Annotated in this window: 16 protein-coding genes; 12 read left to right on the forward strand and 4 right to left on the reverse strand. The window is 62.5% G+C overall.

Annotated elements, in window-relative coordinates; translation table 11 throughout:
* Window positions 1-223 precede the first annotated feature (223 nt).
* Complete coding sequence (locus tag EZI54_RS06530) at window positions 224-1318, forward strand: mechanosensitive ion channel family protein (protein WP_131480226.1); 1095 nt, start codon at window positions 224-226, stop codon at window positions 1316-1318.
* A gap of 187 nt (window positions 1319-1505) precedes the next feature.
* On the opposite strand, the gene EZI54_RS06535 is transcribed toward EZI54_RS06530, so the two are convergent.
* Window positions 1506-2402 (reverse strand): ribokinase, encoded by an 897-nt coding sequence (locus EZI54_RS06535; protein WP_131480228.1) that lies wholly within the window; start codon window positions 2400-2402, stop codon window positions 1506-1508.
* A gap of 197 nt (window positions 2403-2599) precedes the next feature.
* Between EZI54_RS06535 and efpL the strand changes: the two genes are divergently transcribed.
* The 7 genes from efpL to EZI54_RS06570 all read left to right on the forward strand — a co-directional run bounded on the left by efpL (window position 2600) and on the right by EZI54_RS06570 (window position 9621).
* Entirely contained in the window at window positions 2600-3166 is a 567-nt protein-coding gene (gene efpL / locus EZI54_RS06540; protein WP_131480229.1) for an elongation factor P-like protein EfpL, read from the forward strand.
* A 275-nt stretch (window positions 3167-3441) separates the two neighbouring features.
* The gene (gene pstS / locus EZI54_RS06545) at window positions 3442-4506 is read left to right on the forward strand and encodes a phosphate ABC transporter substrate-binding protein PstS (RefSeq protein WP_131480231.1); all 1065 of its coding nucleotides are present in this window, start codon (window positions 3442-3444) and stop codon (window positions 4504-4506) included.
* Between the two features lie 171 nt (window positions 4507-4677).
* Entirely contained in the window at window positions 4678-5670 is a 993-nt protein-coding gene (gene pstC / locus EZI54_RS06550) for a phosphate ABC transporter permease subunit PstC (protein WP_423226988.1), read from the forward strand.
* Window positions 5671-5673: 3 nt separating this feature from the next.
* Complete coding sequence (pstA, locus tag EZI54_RS06555) at window positions 5674-6513, forward strand: phosphate ABC transporter permease PstA (RefSeq protein ID WP_131480233.1); 840 nt, start codon at window positions 5674-5676, stop codon at window positions 6511-6513.
* A 141-nt stretch (window positions 6514-6654) separates the two neighbouring features.
* The gene (gene pstB / locus EZI54_RS06560) at window positions 6655-7416 is read left to right on the forward strand and encodes a phosphate ABC transporter ATP-binding protein PstB (RefSeq protein WP_242674369.1); all 762 of its coding nucleotides are present in this window, start codon (window positions 6655-6657) and stop codon (window positions 7414-7416) included.
* A gap of 107 nt (window positions 7417-7523) precedes the next feature.
* The gene (locus tag EZI54_RS06565) at window positions 7524-7862 is read left to right on the forward strand and encodes a zinc ribbon domain-containing protein YjdM (RefSeq protein WP_131480235.1); all 339 of its coding nucleotides are present in this window, start codon (window positions 7524-7526) and stop codon (window positions 7860-7862) included.
* Between the two features lie 175 nt (window positions 7863-8037).
* Entirely contained in the window at window positions 8038-9621 is a 1584-nt protein-coding gene (locus tag EZI54_RS06570; RefSeq protein ID WP_131480237.1) for a methyl-accepting chemotaxis protein, read from the forward strand.
* 114 nt (window positions 9622-9735) lie between these two features.
* Here the strand turns inward: EZI54_RS06570 and EZI54_RS06575 are convergent, their stop codons facing one another.
* Window positions 9736-11871, reverse strand: coding sequence for a PhoX family protein (locus EZI54_RS06575; protein WP_131480239.1), 2136 nt, complete (start codon window positions 11869-11871; stop codon window positions 9736-9738).
* Window positions 11872-12262: 391 nt separating this feature from the next.
* Here EZI54_RS06575 and ftsH point away from each other — a divergent pair, with 391 nt between their 5' ends.
* Window positions 12263-14146 carry an ATP-dependent zinc metalloprotease FtsH gene (ftsH, locus tag EZI54_RS06580; protein WP_131480241.1) on the forward strand — a complete coding sequence of 628 codons (1884 nt, stop codon included), beginning with the start codon at window positions 12263-12265 and terminating at the stop codon, window positions 14144-14146.
* 47 nt (window positions 14147-14193) lie between these two features.
* Here ftsH and idi read toward each other — a convergent pair whose 3' ends face one another.
* Entirely contained in the window at window positions 14194-14748 is a 555-nt protein-coding gene (gene idi, locus EZI54_RS06585; protein ID WP_131480242.1) for an isopentenyl-diphosphate Delta-isomerase, read from the reverse strand.
* Window positions 14749-15107: 359 nt separating this feature from the next.
* Between idi and EZI54_RS06590 the strand changes: the two genes are divergently transcribed.
* From EZI54_RS06590 to EZI54_RS06600, 3 genes are read left to right on the forward strand one after another with little or no spacing between them, the layout of a single operon-like run.
* Window positions 15108-15314 carry a DUF1656 domain-containing protein gene (locus EZI54_RS06590; RefSeq protein ID WP_131480244.1) on the forward strand — a complete coding sequence of 69 codons (207 nt, stop codon included), beginning with the start codon at window positions 15108-15110 and terminating at the stop codon, window positions 15312-15314.
* 3 nt (window positions 15315-15317) lie between these two features.
* Complete coding sequence (locus EZI54_RS06595; RefSeq protein WP_131480246.1) at window positions 15318-16181, forward strand: efflux RND transporter periplasmic adaptor subunit; 864 nt, start codon at window positions 15318-15320, stop codon at window positions 16179-16181.
* Between the two features lie 11 nt (window positions 16182-16192).
* Window positions 16193-18301 (forward strand): FUSC family protein, encoded by a 2109-nt coding sequence (locus EZI54_RS06600; protein ID WP_131480248.1) that lies wholly within the window; start codon window positions 16193-16195, stop codon window positions 18299-18301.
* A gap of 13 nt (window positions 18302-18314) precedes the next feature.
* On the opposite strand, the gene EZI54_RS06605 is transcribed toward EZI54_RS06600, so the two are convergent.
* The gene (locus EZI54_RS06605) at window positions 18315-19022 is read right to left on the reverse strand and encodes a lytic transglycosylase domain-containing protein (RefSeq protein ID WP_131480250.1); all 708 of its coding nucleotides are present in this window, start codon (window positions 19020-19022) and stop codon (window positions 18315-18317) included.
* Window positions 19023-19153: the final 131 nt, after the last annotated feature.

A 19153-nucleotide genomic window follows, 5' to 3' on the forward strand; every position in this document is an offset into this window, starting at 1 on the left:
CAATAAAGGCACACTAGGCAGCTAACCCCTTGCTATCAGATTAGTTTTGTCATTTGTTCGGATTCAATTCGGACCACCGGGCGGGAAAGGGAAGGTGTTGGCGGCTATCCGGAGTGGTTAGTTGAGCGCTTGTTCGGATTCTGTCGGCCCGGCGCCGACGGGATGCTTTCGCTCACGGGGCTCATGGGTTAGTTTTGCAATACATGGTTCTCGGATCCCGGTCATGCTGAAAGCTCTGGAAACTGGTCTGCAGGCATGGCTCTTGCCGGGCCTGACCTCGTTGGCGGCAGTGGCAGCCACCTACGTGGTCTACCGGCTGTCGCTCGCACTGATTCGCCACTTTACCGATTCCCGAACCGTTCCCCGCCTGTTCCTCGATGCCGCCGCCCGGGCGCTGGGTGTCGTGTCCTGCCTGCTGGTGCTCAACGGGATGCTCAGCGCCGTTCCCGGCGATCTTCCGTTGCTGGCTGGCCTCCAGCAAATGGCGACGCTGCTGTTGATCCTGGCATTGACCTGGGCGGCAGTGCGCCTGACGTCGGCCATTGGGGAGGTGATCGTCCACCTGAATCCGGTGTTGGAAGGGCAGTGGAAACGGGCCCGGAAGGTGGAGACGCAAACCCGCTTCCTGGTGCGTTGCCTGAATGTGTTGATCGTGATTCTGGGTCTGGGCGCGGCGCTGATGACGTTTGAATCCGTCCGACAGCTCGGCGCCAGCCTGCTGGCCTCGGCGGGTGTGGGCGGCATCATTTTGGGCTTTGCCGCGCGGCCGGTGCTCAGCAATCTGCTGGCAGGGATGCAGATCGCTTTAACCCAGCCCTTCCGGATCGATGACGTGCTGTACGTTCAGGGCGAATGGTGTTGGGTGGAAGAGGTGACCGCCACCTACGTGGTGCTGCGGGTCTGGGATCTAAGACGCCTGATCGTGCCCCTGCAATGGTTTATCGAAAACCCGTTCCAGAACTGGTCCCGCAACACGGCTGACATGCTCGGCACGGTTTTTATCTGGGTGGACTACACCATGCCGATTGACCCCTTGCGAACCGAGTTTGGTCGTTTGCTGAGGGCATCCAAGCAGTGGGATGGCAATGTGGAGCTGGTCCAGGTGACGGATTCGAGCGACCAGGCCATGCAAATCCGCTTTCTGATGAGTGCGCCGGATTCCAGTCAGAGCTGGGAGTTGCGCTGTATCGTGCGCGAAGGTCTGGTGACCTATATCCAGCAGGCGTATCCGGAGCAGTTGCCTCGTGTGCGGGCACGCCTGGTGGACACCGATGCGATGTCGTCCGGCTCGCCCTCCGATGACGACCGTTCAGGATAGGGCGATCACAGGTCCATGAGCGCTGCCATGCGCTTGTTGGCCATACACGTTCCAGATCCGGGCCGGATACGAACGCCATGACCCGGACGACTGCGACATCGATGGCTTCCCCGTAGGCCCGCCCATACCTCCTGACGGCGGTCCTGTTGCCGGGCGCCGCTACGGCCCTGGCTTTTTACCGATCCAGTCAAGGCACGTTCGACGCCAGGAAGGTCTCGACCTCGGCAAGCGTCGGGATGGCGCTGGCTGCACCGGCACGCGTGACGCACAGGGCGGCGGCCGCACTGGCCCGGCGCAGCGCCATCTCCGGTGCCTGTCCGGCTGCCAGGTCCGCTAGACAGAACCCGATAAAGGTATCGCCGGCGGCGGTCGTGTCCACGGCGTCGACGCTGAACGCGGGGGCCCGGTACCGGCCTTCCGGCGTCACGTAGACGACACCGTCCCGGCCCAGCGTCAGCAGGATGCGGAGCCGGGGATAGTCGTTGTGCAGACGGGCCTCGGCGGCGGCGACGGTGGACGCCCCGGTCAGGTCCATCGCTTCGCCCTCATTGACGATCAGCAGGTCGACCCGGTCGAGCAGGGGCGCGATGTCCCGGCTCACCATGGGGGCCGGATTGAAGGCCACGCGGACACCGCGCTCCGTGGCCAGATCCATGGCATCCGACAGGCCATTGGTCTCGTTCTGCAGGAGCAGCCAGTCACCCGAACCGCCCCGGACCAGGGCCTGTTCAATCTGCGAACGTGTCAAGCTGTGATTCGCGCCGGGATACAGCAGGATCGCGTTTTCCGCCTCCCGGGTCACCTGGATGATGGCATGGCCACTGGCTTCCTGGCGTCGGGCAATGGCCGAAGTTTCCACCCCGGCTTCAATCAGTGTCTGGAGGATCCAGGCGTCCGCTTCGCCAATGGCACCGATGTGTCTGACCTCGGCGCCCGCCCTGGCCAAGGCGATCGACTGGTTGGCGCCCTTGCCGCCCAGAAGGGCACGATAGCCGGAAGACGAGAGCGTTTCGCCGGGGCGGACAAAATGCCGGACCCGATAGACGTGATCGAGGTTGATGGAGCCCAGGTTGTAGATGGTCATGGCGGCGTTTCCTTTGACTGACTGGATTCACCGATGGTGGGCGGTTTGGCGGGCGCTCGCAACGGTCTGTTTTGATGGCACCTGACCGCAGGCCCACTCTCCGGCGTCAACCGTCCGGTTGACGAAGCACTCGCCCGGTGCCGGTCTTCGTGGTATATCGGTTGCGCACATTTCCATTTCAGTTCGGAACCAGAGCCATGCCAAGAGCCAGTGAAATCAAGAAGAATTCCGCCGTTGAATACCAGGGCAACGTCTATTTCGTGAAGGACATCGAGCGCTCAGTGCCCCAGGGGCGTGCCGGCGGGAGCCTCTACCGGATGCGCATGTACGATGTGGTCACGGGCAGCAAGATCGACGAGACCTTCAAGGACTCCGACATGTTGAACCTGGCCGACCTGGTGCGTCGTCCGGCAACCTTTTCCTACGCCGACGGCGACGAGTACGTCTTCATGGATTCCGAGGACTTCAGCCAGTACAGCCTCAATCGCGAAGCCATTGCCGACGAGCTGCTGTTCATCAGTGAAGATACCCAGGGCCTGATGGTGATCCTGGTGAGTGACGCGCCGGTATCCCTCGCGCTGCCGCCGACGGTGGAACTGGTGATCGAGGAAACCGATCCGTCCGTCAAGGGCGGTTCGGCGACCGCACGGACCAAGCCCGCCCGTCTGACTACCGGGCTGGTCGTGCAGGTGCCCGAGCATATCTCCACCGGGGACCGCATCCGGATCAACGTCGAGGAGCGCAAGTTCCTCAGCCGGGCCTGACACCCGCGCGACAGTCGGGCTCCGGTTCCCGCCGGAGCCCGCTTTCCCCCAGCTCTCACCCGCCTCTCTGAGCGTCCGTTTTTCCGTCGATACCATCAGACGCAAGCCCCAAAAAGTGTCGCTATTTGCTCTAGGTCATCTACCGACCCGGGCTGTCATCTTTCTGTCACATTGTCGTCACCATACTGTCACACGATCTGACGAAGCTGGTCCCGACTCACAGCACGAGTACTGCGAAAAACGCGTCCTTCATAAAACGATTCAAGGAGAAAACGATGCTCAAGCTGATTTCACGGGGCCTGATGGTTGCAACGGCAACATTCGCCCTGAGCACGGCCGCTGCGGCGGACGTCAACGAAATTTCCGGCGCTGGCGCCACCTTCCCTTACCCGGTGTATGGCAAGTGGGCGAGCGCCTACCAGAAGGAAACCGGTGTCAAGTTCAACTACCAGGCCATCGGCTCTGGCGGCGGCATCAAGCAGATCTCTGCCAAGACCGTCGACTTCGGTGCCTCCGATGCGCCGCTGACTCCGGAAAAACTGGATGAAATCGGCCTGATGCAGTTCCCGATGGTCATGGGCGGTGTGGTACCGGTTGTCCACATCGACGGCATCAAGGCCGGTGACCTGAAACTGTCCGGGGAAGCCCTGGCCGACATCTTCATGGGCAAGGTGAAGAAGTGGAACGATTCCGAAATTGCCGAGCTGAACCCGGACCTGAACCTGCCGGACAAGGCCATCACCGTTGTTCACCGTTCTGACGGTTCCGGCACCACCTGGATCTTCACCAACTACCTGAGCAAGGTTTCCAGCGACTGGAAAAACGAGATCGGTAACGAGAAAGCCGTCAAGTGGCCGGCCGGTGTCGGCGGCAAGGGCAATCAGGGTGTGGCGTCCTATGTTGACCGCATCAACGGTTCCATCGGCTACGTCGAGTACGCCTATGCCCTGCAGAACAAGATGGCCTACGCCCAGCTGGAAAACCACGACGGCAACTACGTGTCGCCGACCGCCGAGAACTTCCAGGCCGCGGCTGCCGGCGCTGACTGGGCTAACGCGGATGGCTTCTACATGGTCCTGACCGATCAGCCGGGCGCCAACAGCTGGCCGATCACCGGTGCCACGTTCATCCTGGTCTACAAGCAGGCGTCCAAGCCGGAAGTGACCCAGGCGGTCCTGAAGTTCTTCGACTGGAGCTACGCCAACGGCGACGACATGGCCAACAAACTGGACTACGTGCCGATGCCGGACAGCGTTGTGAAGCTGGTCGAGAAGACCTGGGCCAAGGAAATCAAAGGCTCCAACGGCAACGATGTCTGGACCGTAAGCATGTCCAACTGATCGGGTGACCTCACCCACGACAGGGCCGGGTGGAGGCGAGAGCGCCACCCGGTCCGGTCACCACGAACGCAACAGGTCGCCGCGAGGGGCCTGTGCGTTTTTTGCAATCAGCGATCCCAATAGCGGTCGCGTATTAACCGGCCAGACGGTCTGGTCGATGGAGGACACCGAGTGAGCACAGAACTGACAACGGACGGTTCGATCCCGGCGACGGACGCCCGGACCGGTCGCACCGGGCACCTGGCCGACAAGGCCTTCCGCGGTCTGACCCAGTTCTTCGCCCTGCTGGTGGCACTCTCTGTCCTCGGCGTGTTTATCACGCTGCTTGTCGGGGCCTGGCCGGCCCTTGAACAATACGGCTTCTTCAATTTCCTGACCACCAATGACTGGAACCCCGTCACGGATGTCTACGGTGCGGTGGCCCCGATCTACGGCACATTGGTGACGTCATTGCTGGCACTGCTGATCGGCGTACCGGTCAGTTTCGGCATTGCCCTGTTTATTACTGAGCTGGCGCCGGTCTGGCTCAAACGCCCGATCGGTGTGGCTATCGAATTGCTGGCAGCGGTCCCCAGCATCATCTACGGGATGTGGGGCCTGTTTGTCTTTGCGCCCTGGTTTTCCGAGAACGTGCAGCCCTGGATGACCGACAACCTGGGCGACTGGCCACTCATTGGCGGGCTGTTCCAGGGGCCGCCGATGGGTATCGGCATGTTCACCGCCGGGCTGATCCTGGCGATCATGATCATCCCGTTCATGGCTGCGGTCATGCGCGATGTGTTCGAGACCGTACCGCCGGTCTACAAGGAATCCGCGTACGGCCTGGGCGGAACCACCTGGGAAGTGGTCTGGAAGGTGGTGTTGCCCTACACCAAGATCGGCGTTGTCGGTGGCATCATGCTGGGGCTGGGCCGGGCGCTGGGCGAAACCATGGCCGTCACCTTTGTCATCGGCAACTCCCACAATGTCTCCGGCTCCCTGTTCATGCCCGGTAACACGATTTCGTCCACGCTGGCCAACGAGTTCACCGAAGCGGACGGGGCCATTTACACCTCGTCGCTGATCTCCCTCGGCCTGGTCCTGTTCCTGCTGACCTTCGTGGTGCTGGCTATCGCCAAGCTCATGCTGATCCGCCTGAAGGCCAAAGAAGGGAAAGCGAGCTGAACCATGAATTCCTCCCTGTATCTGCGTCGCCGTCTGATCAACGCTTTCAACCTGACCGTTTCGGTCCTGACCACACTGTTCGGCCTGTTCTGGCTGGGGTGGCTGCTGTGGACCCTGTTCAGTAACGGGCTGCAATGGATCAACCTGGACCTGTTCACCCAGTCCACGCCGCCCCCGGGAGAGGCGGGCGGCCTGGCCAACGCCATTGTCGGCAGCCTGATGCTGACCGGCCTCGGGGTGCTGATCGGGGCGCCGGCGGGTGTCCTGGCGGGTACCTTCCTGTGTGAATTCGGGCGGTCCTCGCGCTTTGCCAGCGTGGTGCGGTTCGTCAACGACATCCTGCTGAGTGCACCGTCAATCATTATCGGTGTATTCATCTATGGCGTTGTGGTGGTGAGCACCGGGCACTTCTCCGGCTGGGCCGGCGGTCTGGCTCTGGCGCTTATTGTTCTGCCGGTTGTCGTCCGCACCACCGAAGACATGTTGCACCTGGTGCCGGACCAGATGCGCGAGGCGGCTGCCGCATTGGGTGCGCCCCAGTGGAAGGTGGTCAGCGCCATCGTCTATCGGGCCGCGGCCCGGGGCATTGCCACCGGCATCCTGCTGGGGATTGCCCGTATCAGCGGCGAGACCGCGCCGCTGCTGTTTACCGCCCTCAACAACCAGTTCTGGACGACCGACATGTCCCAGCCCATGTCGAACCTGCCTGTGGTGATCTTCCAGTTTGCCATGAGCCCCTATGACGACTGGCAGCACCTGGCCTGGGCCGGTTCACTGCTGATCACGGTCACCATCCTGCTTCTCAATATCATTGCCCGCATCTGGCTGCGGGAAGGCAAATAAAGGTACGTATCCATGGCACTTTATCCCGGAATGTCTGCAATGAAAGCCGGGCCGCTGGACAGCGGCACAACCGGTCAGTACCAGATGTCGGCACCGGACTCGGTGGCCGCGTCCGCATCGGAGCCGGTGAGCGTCGATACCATGCTGGATTCATCCAAGATCACGGTCCGTGACCTGAACTTCCACTATGGCAAGTTCCACGCCCTGAAAGACATCAACATCCGCATCCCGGAAAAGAAAGTGACGGCGTTCATCGGGCCGTCCGGCTGCGGCAAGTCGACGCTGCTGCGGACGATGAACCGCATCTACGAGCTGTATCCGGACCAGCGGGCCTCCGGAGAGATCCTGCTGGACGGCTGCAACGTGCTGGATCGCAAGCAGGATCTGAACCTGCTGCGGGCGAAAGTCGGTATGGTGTTCCAGAAGCCGACGCCGTTCCCCATGTCTGTCTTCGACAACGTGGCCTTTGGCGTGAAGCTCTACGAGCGCCTGTCCCGAGTGGACATGGAGGAGCGCGTTGAATGGGCCTTGCGCAAGGCCGCGCTGTGGGATGAAGTGAAGGACAAACTGCACCAGGGCGGCACGCGCCTGTCCGGTGGCCAGCAGCAGCGGCTGTGCATCGCCCGCGGTATCGCGGTGAAGCCCGAGGTGTTGCTGCTGGATGAACCCGCTTCCGCGCTGGACCCGATCTCCACCCTCAAGATCGAGGAGCTGATCAACGAGCTCAAGGACGACTACACCATCGTGATCGTCACCCACAACATGCAGCAGGCCTCGCGGGTGTCCGACTACACCGCCTTCATGTACCTGGGCGAGCTGGTGGAGTTCGACGACACCACCACGATCTTCACAGCACCGGCCAACAAGCAGACGGAAGACTACATCACCGGTCGTTACGGCTGACCGCCCATTCATTGTCGATTGGGGCAGGGCGGAGATCGCGAATTTGGGAGCTAATCAGGGGCTCCTTTGCTATGATCTCCGCCTTTCAAATCCTGCAGGCCATTACCATGTCACAGCTCCCTCCCTGTCCCCAGTGCCAGTCTGAATACACCTACGAGGACGGCGTCCAGCTCGTGTGCCCCGAGTGCGGCCATGAATGGACCGAAGCCGAACAGGCTGACGCCGACACCGGTCCGGTGATCCGCGATGCCAACGGCAATACGCTGCAGGATGGTGACACCGTGACCGTCATCAAGGATCTCAAGGTGAAAGGCTCCAGCCTGGTGGTGAAAGTCGGCACCAAGGTCAAGAACATCCGTTTGGTGGATGGCGACCACGACATCGACTGCAAGATCGATGGCGTGGGTGCGATGAAGCTGAAGTCGGAGTTCGTCAAGAAAGCTTGACCCGGGCAAAGATGTCCATCGGCGCCGGGCTTGGACTGTTTTTTCAGCGGGATCAACCGGCTACCGGTATCACGTTGTAACCTGACTGTCATTTATTGCGGACACACTGGCCCCTCCAGATCGTACTCGGGTCAGGGACTGCCCGAGGCATATTGTTGTTGCCACGAGGTCTGCCATGAAAATCCGCAACCAGCTCCGCCTTGTCATGGCGGTGACCCTGGTCAGTCTGCTCGCCGTGATGGCGCTGTCCGGCCATACCCTCTTGAACCTGCGTCAGGACTACCAGCATTTCCAGGCGCTGGAATCCGTGGAGAAGGCGATTCTCCAGATTGAGGCCCAGGGGCTGGCCACCTCCCGGGACGACCCGATCCTGGTCGATGAAACCCGGCCGCATTTCGAAAAGACGGACGCGGTCGTGGGGCCGCTGTTCAAGACACTGGACGACAGCCTCCAGACGGACGACGCCCGGCAGTCGCTGGCGAACATCAAGGCCCATTGGGACAGCTATTACGATGGCTGGATGACCGCCCTGGACATTGCCCAGGACAGTCCCGCGGATGCCCTGTCGATTCCGGATGTGCTCTACAATCAGCATCTCAAACCGGCCGTGGATGGCCTGAACGCCCTGGCTGTCGACGTCCGCTCCGAGGCGAATGCGGCGAGCGCCCGGATCGAGCAGGCCATGGAGCGCATTGTCTGGATCGTCATTACGCCGCTGGTGGGCGCGGTCATCCTCATCGCCCTGTTCCAGGGCTGGGTCGGACGCCGTCTGCGGCGCAATATCGATCATGTCTCCGCCGCCGTCGACCGGCTCCAGCAGGGGGACCTGAGTCAGCGACTCCCGCACCAGAACGACGAGATCGGCGAGATCTGTCAGCGCATCAACACCTTTGTCGATCAGGTGGAGCGGCTGGTGGAGGCCATCGGCATGGCGGTGACGGAAACCCGGACCTCCGTCCACGACCTGGTGGATCGCTCTGACTCGGTAAACGCCAATGCCCAGGCCCAGGAAGATCGCCTGAACCGGATTGGCAGCGCCATGGGCGATATGGATGACAAGGGGCACAACATGGCCGCCTTTGCCCAACAGGCCATGGCCCAGGTGGAGGAAACGCGGAACCTTGTCGAACAGGGGAACCGGGCTGGCGAAGACACGGTCCAGGTCCTGCAGCGGGTGTCCGAACGGGTGGAAACCGCGGCAAGCCGACTCGATGCCCTGGACGGCGAGTTGCGTCAGATCGATCAGGTCCTGGACGTTATCGGCGCCATCACCGAACAGACCAACCTGTTGGCCCTGAACGCCTCGATTGAAGCGGCCCGGGCCGGGGAACACGGTCGTGGCTTCGCGGTGGTCGCTGACGAGGTGCGCCAGCTTTCCAGGAAAACCGCCAGTTCCACCTCCAATATCCACAACCTGATCCGTACGATCGGCAGCCACACCGAGGAAGTCCTGGCCGCCATGGGGGACGCCCGGGACGCCAGCCGTCAGGGGCTGGCGTCCGGCGATGAGATGGATCGTATCCTGGGCAACATCGATGCGGCTATCCGGGAAACCAGTGGCATGGTCGAGCGTATGGTCGCCACGACCGAGGATCAGGCCGGCGCCAGCGCGGACGTGGTGCAGAGCATGCACGCCATGGACGACCTCCGGCGCGCAACCGGCGAGGAGATCCAGGCCACCGGCACGGCCATTGGCCGGCTCGGCGACGTTGCTGACCAACTGGTTGTCGCCATGGGCGTTTACGGCCGGGTCCAGTAGGGCCTCCAGCCTCGCGGCGGTTGACGGGGGCTGCACGGGCTCTCTTCGTTAAATGGGCACAAAAAAACCGGAGCCGAGGCCCCGGTTTTCTCATTTCAGCGTGTGGCAGTCGGCTTACACGCCCACCTGGCCGCCATCGGCTTTCTGGATCACGACCGTGGATGCCCGCGGTCGAACGGTGCCGGAAGTGACGGCAGTCGCATCGCTACTGGACGGCCAGTTGCCCGGGTGCTGCACGTTGATGAACAGTGCGGTCTTGTCCGGTGTGGTGAAGATACCGGTGATCTCGCAGCCATTCGGACCCACCGCAAAGCGCTTGAGGTTGCTCTGATCCTGCTGATCGACGACCGATGGGCTGTTGCTGTTGCCGGAGACCGACGAGGGCACGACGGCCAGCAGCTGGTCGTTGGTGTAGTCTGCCACGGCGTTGCCGCCATTGTCGGTCTCGACCCAGAGGATACCCTCTTCACCATCACGCTGGTCGTAGAACAGGCCATCCGGGCTGGCGAACTGGTTCAGTTCGGTCAGGCCTGACGGATTGTCGTTGCCGGTCACGGCACCACCGAAGACGAAAATTTCCCACTCAAACGTGGTCGAGGAGGCGGTGCCTTCCTGCCAGCGGATGATCTGGCCGTTTTCGTTGTCGGCGCGCGGGTTGGGGGCGTTGACCGGTGCGGTGGCATAGCCAACACCCAGGTCATCGATGTCTGTGCCGCTGTTTGTGTAAGTGGCGGCAACGCCCTCAGCGGTACGCTTGGAGTTGTTGGTCAGCGTCATGTACACATCGCCGCTGGCCGGATCAACCGCGCCCCATTCCGGACGGTCCATCGGGGTCGCGCCCATGATATCGGCCGCGTCACAGGTATTAATGATCACGCCGGCCAGGTCATCGGCGGCCAGGCCCAGGGCCGCAGCCAGGGTGCCACCGGCCGGGGTTTCCGCGTCCGGTGTCAGTGGCAGCCATTCGCCCGTGCCGTCGGCATTGAACTTGGCCACGTACAGGGTCCCTTCGTCCATGTACTTGCTGCCGATGGCCATGCGGTCATAGGTGCCGCCGACATTGTTGGCATCCGACGCGCTCCAGACGGCATCGGAAACAAACTTGTAGATGTATTCGTTGCGGGAGTCGTGACTGGAGTAGAACACCACCGGCTCGCCTTCCACCAGTTTACCCGGCCAGCAGCCTTCGTGGCGGAAACGGCCCAGGTGAGTGCGCTTCATCGCTTCGCCGGTGTACGGGTCGATCTCGACGATGTAGCCGAAGGTGCGCGGCTCGTTGCGGTAATCGTCTGCAGCGGTGGCGCCTGAGGGCGTGGCGTCAAAGCGGCCGAACTCGTCATTGACTTCGGAGCCGTCACCGGCCGCGGTTTCCCAGCCGTAGCGACCGCCGCTGGACTCGATCCCCAGTCGATCGTCATCGTTGTAACGGCTGGCGGTCTTGACGAAGTAACCCGGCCAGTTTTCCTCACAGGTCAGGTAGGTGCCCCACGGGGTGTAGCCGGCTGCACAGTTGTTGTTGGTGCCGCGGGTTTTGGTGCCGTCCGTTGAGTACTTGGTGATGACGTAATCGCTGCCGGCGACCGGGCCGGCCAGGCCGATTTCGGTGGCCGACGTGATGCGACGGTTGTAGGGCGAGTTCTCAACGTGGCTCCAGCTGCCGTCAGAGGCTTTCTTGACTTCAACCAGCGTGACGCCGTGCGCGTTGATCTCGGTACGTACTTCATCGGCCGGGCGTGGGCTGGTGGTGGTCGGGCCGCCTTGCGGTTCCCACAGCGCGGCCTGATCGATGTATTCGTTGTTCAACGCCAGGATAAAATTGCTGGAGGCGGTGTCTTCAGCCAGCGGGAAGTGGTACATGCCGTCGTGGTGCATGCCGACGCTGTTTTCCTGGATGGTTGGTGTAAAGGCCAGCGACTCGCTCCAGCCGCTGATGCTGTCGTTCAGTGCGGTGCCCCAGGGAATCAGGATCTGGGCGGTGTAGCCGGGCGGTACGACGATGGCGTCCGTCTTGGAGCCGAGGATGGCGTCAAACCCGAGGGTTAGCGGCTGTTTGGTGGACCCGTCGTTGTCATCATCATCGTCGCTGCAGCCGGCCAGGCTCAGGCCAAAGCCGCCCAGCATGGTGGCTGCGGCAATCTGGAGGCTGCCACGCATCACATCCCTGCGCTTCAGGCGGCGGTCCAGCACCGACGAGAAGGGCTCGTTGGTGCTCTGGTTCAAGAGTTCGTGGGTTTCGATTTCCTTGCTCATGCGTTTATTTCCCCATCAGGTTTTATCCAGGCGTCGGGCGGTTATGCCCTGTCATCCGAGTAGGGAGGTTATCGACGATAAATGACAGGATGGTTAAGGATTTACGAAAGTGACGGCTGTGCCGGAAAAAGGCGTCAGTTGGCGGTCGTCTGTCGCGTGCCACGGCATGAACCTCGGCGCCTGGCGACGCCGTGCGGTTGAGCACAGCATGAACGCCCTGGCGCCGGCGATGCGCTGGCCGGCTTCCGGGAGACGGTGCAGGGGTTTCCCTTGGGGTGAGTGCCATCGCCGCTCACACGTGATGTGGGGGCAGGGGCAGCCCCGGCCTGACCTGTCATTTGCTTGATTCAGGTCATACTGGTGAGCTGCCGGTCGTTCTATCGTTGAACCTATGGCGACTCTACCTTCACCTCCCAGAAATCAGCCCTATCTCTGGTACGCGCTGGCATTCCTGTTCGCGATGTTGTTCCTGAGGGACTACTTGCAGGGAAGCAGCGACGTCCGGACGATTCCCTACAGCGAGTTCCAGCAGGCGCTGGCGGACGGTCAGGTTGCGAGCGTGGTGGTCGGCGGTGATCGTATCCGCGGAGAGTACAAGTCCCCCCAGGAAGGCGCCTCGAAGTTCACGACGATTCCCGTACCGTCGGATTTGCGCGCCGATCTCGAGAAGGCGGGTGTCGAGTACAGCGCCACCCGGGACCAGACCTGGTTTACCCAGGTTCTCTCCTGGCTACTGCCGATGGCCCTGTTCCTCGGAGTTTGGCTGTTCGTGATTCGACGCCTGGCGGGAGGCGCCGGTGGTGGCGGTATGGGCAGCTTCATGCAGGTGGGTAAGAGTCGCGCCAAGATCTATGTGGAAACCGACACGCGTGTCGGCTTCGACGATGTGGCCGGCGTGGATGAAGCCAAGGAGGAATTGCAGGAAATCATCGAATTCCTCAAGGACCCCAAACGCTACGGCAGTCTGGGCGCCCATATTCCCAAAGGAGTCCTGCTGGTTGGTCCGCCGGGCACCGGCAAGACGTTGCTGGCCCGCGCCGTCGCCGGCGAGGCAGCGGTGCCGTTCTTCTCCATCAGCGGTTCGGAATTTGTCGAGATGTTCGTGGGTGTCGGCGCCGCCCGGGTTCGCGACCTGTTCGAGCAGGCGCGCCAGAAAGCACCGGCCATTATCTTTATCGATGAACTGGATGCCCTCGGCCGGGCGCGCGGGGCCTTTAACCCCGGCGGTGGCCACGACGAGCGGGAGCAGACCCTTAACCAGTTGCTGGTGGAGCTGGACGGCTTCGACCCCAGCGAGGGCCTGGTGCTGCTGGCGGCCACCAACCGGCCGGAGATTCTCGATCCGGCGCTGCTGCGGGCGGGGCGCTTCGATCGGCAGGTACTGGTGGACCGGCCGGACAAGCGCGGCCGGGTGCAGATCCTGAAAGTCCATGCCAAGAAAATCCTGCTGGATCCGCTGGTGTCGCTGGAGCAGGTGGCGGCCCTGACCACGGGCTTTACCGGCGCGGACCTGGCCAACCTGGTCAACGAGGCGGCTCTGCTGGCAACGCGTCGCCGGGCCACGCAGGTCACCATGGAAGACTTCACCCAGGCTATCGAAAGGATTGTGGCCGGACTGGAGAAAAAGAACCGCATCCTCAATGCGCGGGAGCGGGCCATTGTCGCCCACCATGAAATGGGCCACGCCCTGATGGCGTTGATGCTGCCGGGTGTCGACCCGGTTCACAAGGTTTCGATTATCCCGCGTGGCATTGGTGCCCTGGGCTACACCCTGCAACGGCCCACTGAAGACCGCTTCCTGATGACCCGGGAAGAGCTGGAGAACAAGATTGCCGTCTTGCTGGGTGGTCGCGCCGCTGAAAAACTGATCTTCGAGCACTTGTCCACCGGTGCGGCCGACGATCTTGCCAAGGCCACCGACATTGCCCGCAGCATGGTGGCCCGTTATGGCATGGACGAAAACCTGGGCTACGTCACCTACGATACGGAACGACCCAACCTGCTCGGCCAGTATGGCGCCTCCGGTGAGCGACCGTTCAGCGAGCACAGCGCGGAAGCCATCGACGAGGCCGTTCGCGAGATCATCCAGAGCGTGTTCGAGCGTACCTACCAGGCCTTAGCCGATCACCGGACCATGCTGGAGACCTGTGCGAAGGAGCTGTTGGCCCACGAGACCCTGGAAACCGAAGACCTGGAACGCCTCACGGCGGGGTTGCCCGGACATCCCGTCGCGAAGCAGAAGGATTCAGCGGACTCCCTGAAAGCGTCGGACTGACCCTCTTCGTCGAAATCCTGCGCGTCCTGGCCATCGGACCAGCAACATCAGGCGAGGCCTGGCCAGCTTTCGGTAATGCCTTCGGCCTGCAGGCGCTGCAATTGGGCAACCATCCACGGGCTGAATGCCCAGGGGGTTGCGGCAACGGCAGTGAGCAGATCCCCCGAGCTTACCCAGCGGCTGTCCATCACCTCGCTGGGCCGCAGGTGGAGATCGCCGGCGCAGCGGGCCGAAAACACCGGGCAAAACTCGTTTTCCACAATGCCGGAGGCGTCCTGGGCCCGGTAGGCGAAGTCCGGCAGCAGGAGCGTGACGTCGTGGATTTCAACTCCCAACTCGTACCTGCAGCGCCGTCTTGCGGCATCGGCGGGCGCCTCGTCGGGCAGCGGGTGACCGCAGGCGGAATTGGTCCAGACGCCGGGCCAGGCCACTTTGCTCAGGGCACGGCGGGTCAGTAAGAGCTCACCTTCGTCGTTGAGCAGGTAACTGGAGAAGGCGAGGTGCAGCGGCGTGTCGGTGGTATGGACCGTGGCCTTGGGCGCGGTCCCGATCGGTCGGTGCTGGCTGTCCAGCAGGACCACCGGTTCGTCGTTGTCTGTCATGAGTACTCCAGGTCATACACAGCGCGGATCGGCGACCCGTTCCCGGGCAGTCGGTCGCCGATCCGTATTGGCCTACCTTAACCGGCCTGCGCCGATTAGGGTATGGGGGCTTGCCACAGGATGGTGGACGCCGGCCATGGAGAGGCGGCAACCAGGTCGATGCTGGAAATCACGGACCGGCTGCCCCGGTCGATGACTGGAATCCTGCCGTGATAACCTCCAGAATCGGATCATTATCGTATCCAATCCCCGGGATGCGTTTGATTTGACTATCCTTCCAGGGGAGTTCCGATCGCCGGGAGTGCGTTTCGGACGATTCACTCTGACTTTCTTCCGGTAACCATGGAGATCCGGTGCCCATGCTGCATGAACTGGGTTTTGGCGGAATGCTGTTCAGTCCACTGGTGGTGTTTGCGCCCATCGCCTTTGCGCTGACGCTCGTCACGCGCCTGGTTCTTCACCAGTTGGACCTGCGTCGGCTGATCTGGAAGGAAGCGTGGTTCGACGTCGGGCTTTTTGTCTGTTTCCTGGCGGCGGTTGTCTTTCTGTACGGAAAATGGACCTGACACATGGGAAAGCTGTTACGTGTAGGGACGACCCTTCTGGTGGTCGCCGTGGCTATCGCCGCCGGCACCTGGGTCTGGAACCACTATCTGTATTCACCCTGGACCCGTGACGGCCGGATTCGGGCGGACGTCATCACCATTGCGCCGGATGTGTCCGGCTGGGTCACGGACCTGGCCGTCGGCAACCATCAGGCTGTCAACAAAGGCGATGTGCTGTTCAGCATCGACAACACGCGCTACAAGGCTGCCATCGCCGAAGCCAAGGCCAGAGTGGATCAGAAGCGGATTGCCTGGGAACTGGCCAAACACCAGTACAAGCGGCGTCAGCAGCTGTCCGGGCGTCAGGCCATCAGCGAAGAGGATCTGGACACCTACCGCATCAAGTCGGAGTCCGCCAAGGCGGCCTATGACCTGGCCCAGGCCCAGCTGTATGCCGCCCAGATCGACCTTGAACGCACCGAAGTGGTGGCGCCGGATGACGGCACCATCAGCAACCTGGGCCTGCGGGAAGGCAACTACGTGCCCCGGGGCAATTCTGTGCTCTCGCTGATCAAGACGGGCTCCTTCTACGTGACCGGCTACTTCGAGGAAACCAAGCTGCAACGGGTACACCCCGGCCAGGCGGCCCGGATCAGGCTGATGGGTGGCGGGCAGACCCTGACCGGTACCGTGACCAGCATTGCCAGGGGCATTGCCGACAGCAACACCAGCAGCAACAATCAACTGCTGCCGCAGGTTCAACAGGCGTTCAACTGGGTGCGGCTGGCCCAGCGCATCCCGGTCGATATCGCCCTGGACCCGGTGCCGGACGACGTCAATATCAGCGCCGGGATGACCGTCTCCATCTACCTCGGCGACGACCAGTAGGGGCCTGGCCCATGGCGCTGCATCCCGCCCTCGCCCAGTTGCTGATGCCGGAGCGGCGTGCGGTCATCTTTGCCCTGAAAGGGGTGATCTCGATGGCCCTGGCGCTGTTTGTGTCCATGTACCTGCAACTGGACCGGCCGTACTGGGCGCTGGTCTCGGCGGTGTTCCTGCAGATCCGGCCGGAGAGCGGCCTGGTGATCGAGAAGGCCATCTGCCAGATCGTCGGGTCGGCGGCCGGAGGTGGAGTCGGTATCCTGATCCTGGCGTTCCTGTCGGGCTATCCGGTACTGGCGCTGGGGTGTCTAACCGTATGGATCGGGCTCAATTCGGCCGCGGCCTCCATGGTCCACAGCATCAACTACATCTATGCCTTTGCCATGGCGGGCATGACCGCCGGCCTGGTGGTCGTGCTGGTGATGGCCAATGCCAGTGCCGCCGACAGCCAAGTGGTGTTTGCCATCGCCCAGGCCCGTATCAGCGAGATTACCGTGGGGGCCATCTGCGCCATGCTGGTCAGCCAGCTGCTGTGGCCGGTGAAGGTCAAGGACAGCCTGCGCGCCCAGGCCCGATCGGCCATCAACGACACGCTGGAATACATCACCGTGGAGCTGGATCCGGACAGCTCCCACGAGCAGCGCCACAAGCATGCCGACCAGATCCTGGAAACCCTGGTGGCGGTGAACGACGATTCCAGCGCCGTGGCGTACGAAGGCCCCGAAGGACCGGGGCGGGGCCGGGCCGCGAGCCTGTTGTGCAACCGCATCCTGTCGCTGCTGGCGGTGACGCAGATTATCGGTCGATTCCGGCGCAACCATGCCGAACTGGTCTCGCCCGCCTTTGCCGAGCTGCTCGCGCTCATGCGCCGGCAGCTCACGCAAATCGCCGAGACCGACAGTTACGAAGAGGGCTATCGCCTGGCCCAGCAACTACGCCGCCAGCTTAAGCAGCTGCGTGACCAGCAGGAAGGGGAGGAGGCCATCGTCTCACGCCTCAGCCAGACGGCGCTGGAGATGGTGGGCGATCTGGTGGTGGTACTGCGCGCCTACAATGCGCTGGAGAATCGCGACCAGACACTGCTCAATGCGCCGCGCCTGAAGACCCACCGCGATCCGCTGGTGGGCGCCGTCAACGGGTTGCGGACGGCTGCGGTGTTCCTGATCGGGGCCATCGTCTGGGTACAGACGGCCAGCCAGGCCGCAATCATGCTGATGATCATGCCGGTTGTCTTCTCCGTGATGTTCTCGCGTTTCTCGCTCGTTGCCCTGTCCGTCATCCTGCCGCGGGTACTGATCGGCACCATGGTGTCGATTCCCGTGGCACTGCTGTTCGGTCTGGGCCTGTTGTCCCACAGCAGCGGCGACTTCGAGATGCTGGTGCTGGTCCTGGCCGGGCCCTACTTCGTCGGCCTGTTGGTATTGGCGAGCCGGCCCACGCTGCCTTACGGGCTGGGTTTCTGCATTCCGTTTACCATCATCACCCAACCCAGCAACAACATGACCTTCAGCGCGGATACCGCCGTCAGTACCGCGCTGGGGCTGTTTGTCGGTATTAGCGTGCTGTACTGGGTGTTCAAGCTCATCTCGCCGCCGGACAGCCAGTTGCTGCAACGTCGCCTGATCCACGCCACCGCTAGGGATCTGTTGGACATCGACAATCACCAACATCCGGAGAACTGGTTCAACGGCCGGATGGGGGAACGCCTGCTGCGGATCGCCAATTTCGACCAGGGCACCGGCACCAGCGACCGCTACATGACCGACCTGGGCTTCACCGGACTGAATCTGGGGCACGTGTCCATCCGCCTGCGCCGGCTGATCCAGAGTCACCGTTCCGCATCGGTCAACCTGCGCCTGCGGGAATGGCAGAAGGCGTTGTCGAAAACCTACCTGAAGAGCTCGAAGGGCCAGTTCCATCCGCAGTTCAGGGAAGCCAGTGCCAACCTGCTGCGTGCCATTGAAGAGGCCGCTGAACCCAATCAGCAGACGGCCATCATCGAAGGCATGTTCGAGCGCCTGGCCCTGACGTTTGAGCGCACCGCCCGCACCGTGGCGCGGGCGACTGGAAAACCGGCTCCACAAGCGAAGCGAGGGCAGGACGCCGCTGCGGCCCCGGGGCGTTGATGTCAGATGGGCATCAGGGGCTGGTGGCGTAGCGGTCCCGCAGGATTCCGACCCGCTTCACGTAGGCCTGGGTTTCGGCGTAGGGCGGTATGCCGTCGTAACGGGTGACGGCCCCGGGGCCGGCGTTATAGGCGGCCGTCGCCAGGCGCACGTCGCCATTGAATCGCTTGAGCATTTCCGCGAGGTAGTGAACCCCGCCGCGAATGTTGTCGGCCGCGGCCAGGGCATTGCCGACACCCAGCTCCCGGGCGGTGGCCGGCATCAGCTGCATCAGCCCCTGGGCGCCACGCGGGGAGACGGCATCCGGGCGGAAGGCGGACTCGGCGTGGATGACCGCCCGTACCAGCGATGGATCGACACCGTATGTCGATGCCGCCTCGCGGATTTCCGTGCGATAGGGTGAGCGATACAGCGGCGTGGTGTGCCAGTCGACGGTGGAATTCGGATCGCAGGCATAGCAGTAGAAGTGGATGACGTGGACGTCGGCGTTCCTGGGGCGTTCTTCGGTATAGGCCACCACGCCGTTTTCGTCCTTGTAGCGGTAGACGACCTGGTCACCGGAGGAAGCCCGCCGGTCGTTGCGGCCGCTTTTGACGTTGGTGAATTCCACTGACCCGTCCGGATGGACAATGCGCTTGATGCCGTCCGCCCGCAGGGGCGCGGCCACAATGAGCAACAGGAAGGCCAGCACAGCCAGGGGGGTGTGAATGTCGCGTCTCATTATCCGACGTTCTTGTTGATCCAGCGATAGCATGTATTGCCGATATGATAGCGTGTTGAGCGCGCAGGGAAATCCTCCCCTTTGTCGTAGATGTGTTACGTTTTGAATTCCGGGACCCGCGGGGTCCACCG

The sequence above is a fragment of the Marinobacter halodurans genome, from assembly GCF_004327985.1.
Classification (GTDB): domain Bacteria; phylum Pseudomonadota; class Gammaproteobacteria; order Pseudomonadales; family Oleiphilaceae; genus Marinobacter_A; species Marinobacter_A halodurans.

Bases quoted from the DNA above. Each gene is read 5' to 3' on its own strand.
- EZI54_RS06605 (WP_131480250.1), bottom strand. From the start codon at position 19,022: ATGAGACGCGACATTCACACCCCCCTGGCTGTGCTGGCCTTCCTGTTG.
- idi (WP_131480242.1), bottom strand. From the start codon at position 14,748: ATGACAGACAACGACGAACCGGTGGTCCTGCTGGACAGCCAGCACCGA.
- ftsH (WP_131480241.1), top strand. From the start codon at position 12,263: ATGGCGACTCTACCTTCACCTCCCAGAAATCAGCCCTATCTCTGGTAC.
- EZI54_RS06595 (WP_131480246.1), top strand. From the start codon at position 15,318: ATGGGAAAGCTGTTACGTGTAGGGACGACCCTTCTGGTGGTCGCCGTG.
- EZI54_RS06600 (WP_131480248.1), top strand. From the start codon at position 16,193: ATGGCGCTGCATCCCGCCCTCGCCCAGTTGCTGATGCCGGAGCGGCGT.
- EZI54_RS06565 (WP_131480235.1), top strand. From the start codon at position 7,524: ATGTCACAGCTCCCTCCCTGTCCCCAGTGCCAGTCTGAATACACCTAC.
- pstA (WP_131480233.1), top strand. From the start codon at position 5,674: ATGAATTCCTCCCTGTATCTGCGTCGCCGTCTGATCAACGCTTTCAAC.
- EZI54_RS06570 (WP_131480237.1), top strand. From the start codon at position 8,038: ATGAAAATCCGCAACCAGCTCCGCCTTGTCATGGCGGTGACCCTGGTC.
- EZI54_RS06590 (WP_131480244.1), top strand. From the start codon at position 15,108: ATGCTGCATGAACTGGGTTTTGGCGGAATGCTGTTCAGTCCACTGGTG.
- EZI54_RS06535 (WP_131480228.1), bottom strand. From the start codon at position 2,402: ATGACCATCTACAACCTGGGCTCCATCAACCTCGATCACGTCTATCGG.
- EZI54_RS06530 (WP_131480226.1), top strand. From the start codon at position 224: ATGCTGAAAGCTCTGGAAACTGGTCTGCAGGCATGGCTCTTGCCGGGC.
- EZI54_RS06575 (WP_131480239.1), bottom strand. From the start codon at position 11,871: ATGAGCAAGGAAATCGAAACCCACGAACTCTTGAACCAGAGCACCAAC.
- pstS (WP_131480231.1), top strand. From the start codon at position 3,442: ATGCTCAAGCTGATTTCACGGGGCCTGATGGTTGCAACGGCAACATTC.
- efpL (WP_131480229.1), top strand. From the start codon at position 2,600: ATGCCAAGAGCCAGTGAAATCAAGAAGAATTCCGCCGTTGAATACCAG.
- pstB (WP_242674369.1), top strand. From the start codon at position 6,655: ATGCTGGATTCATCCAAGATCACGGTCCGTGACCTGAACTTCCACTAT.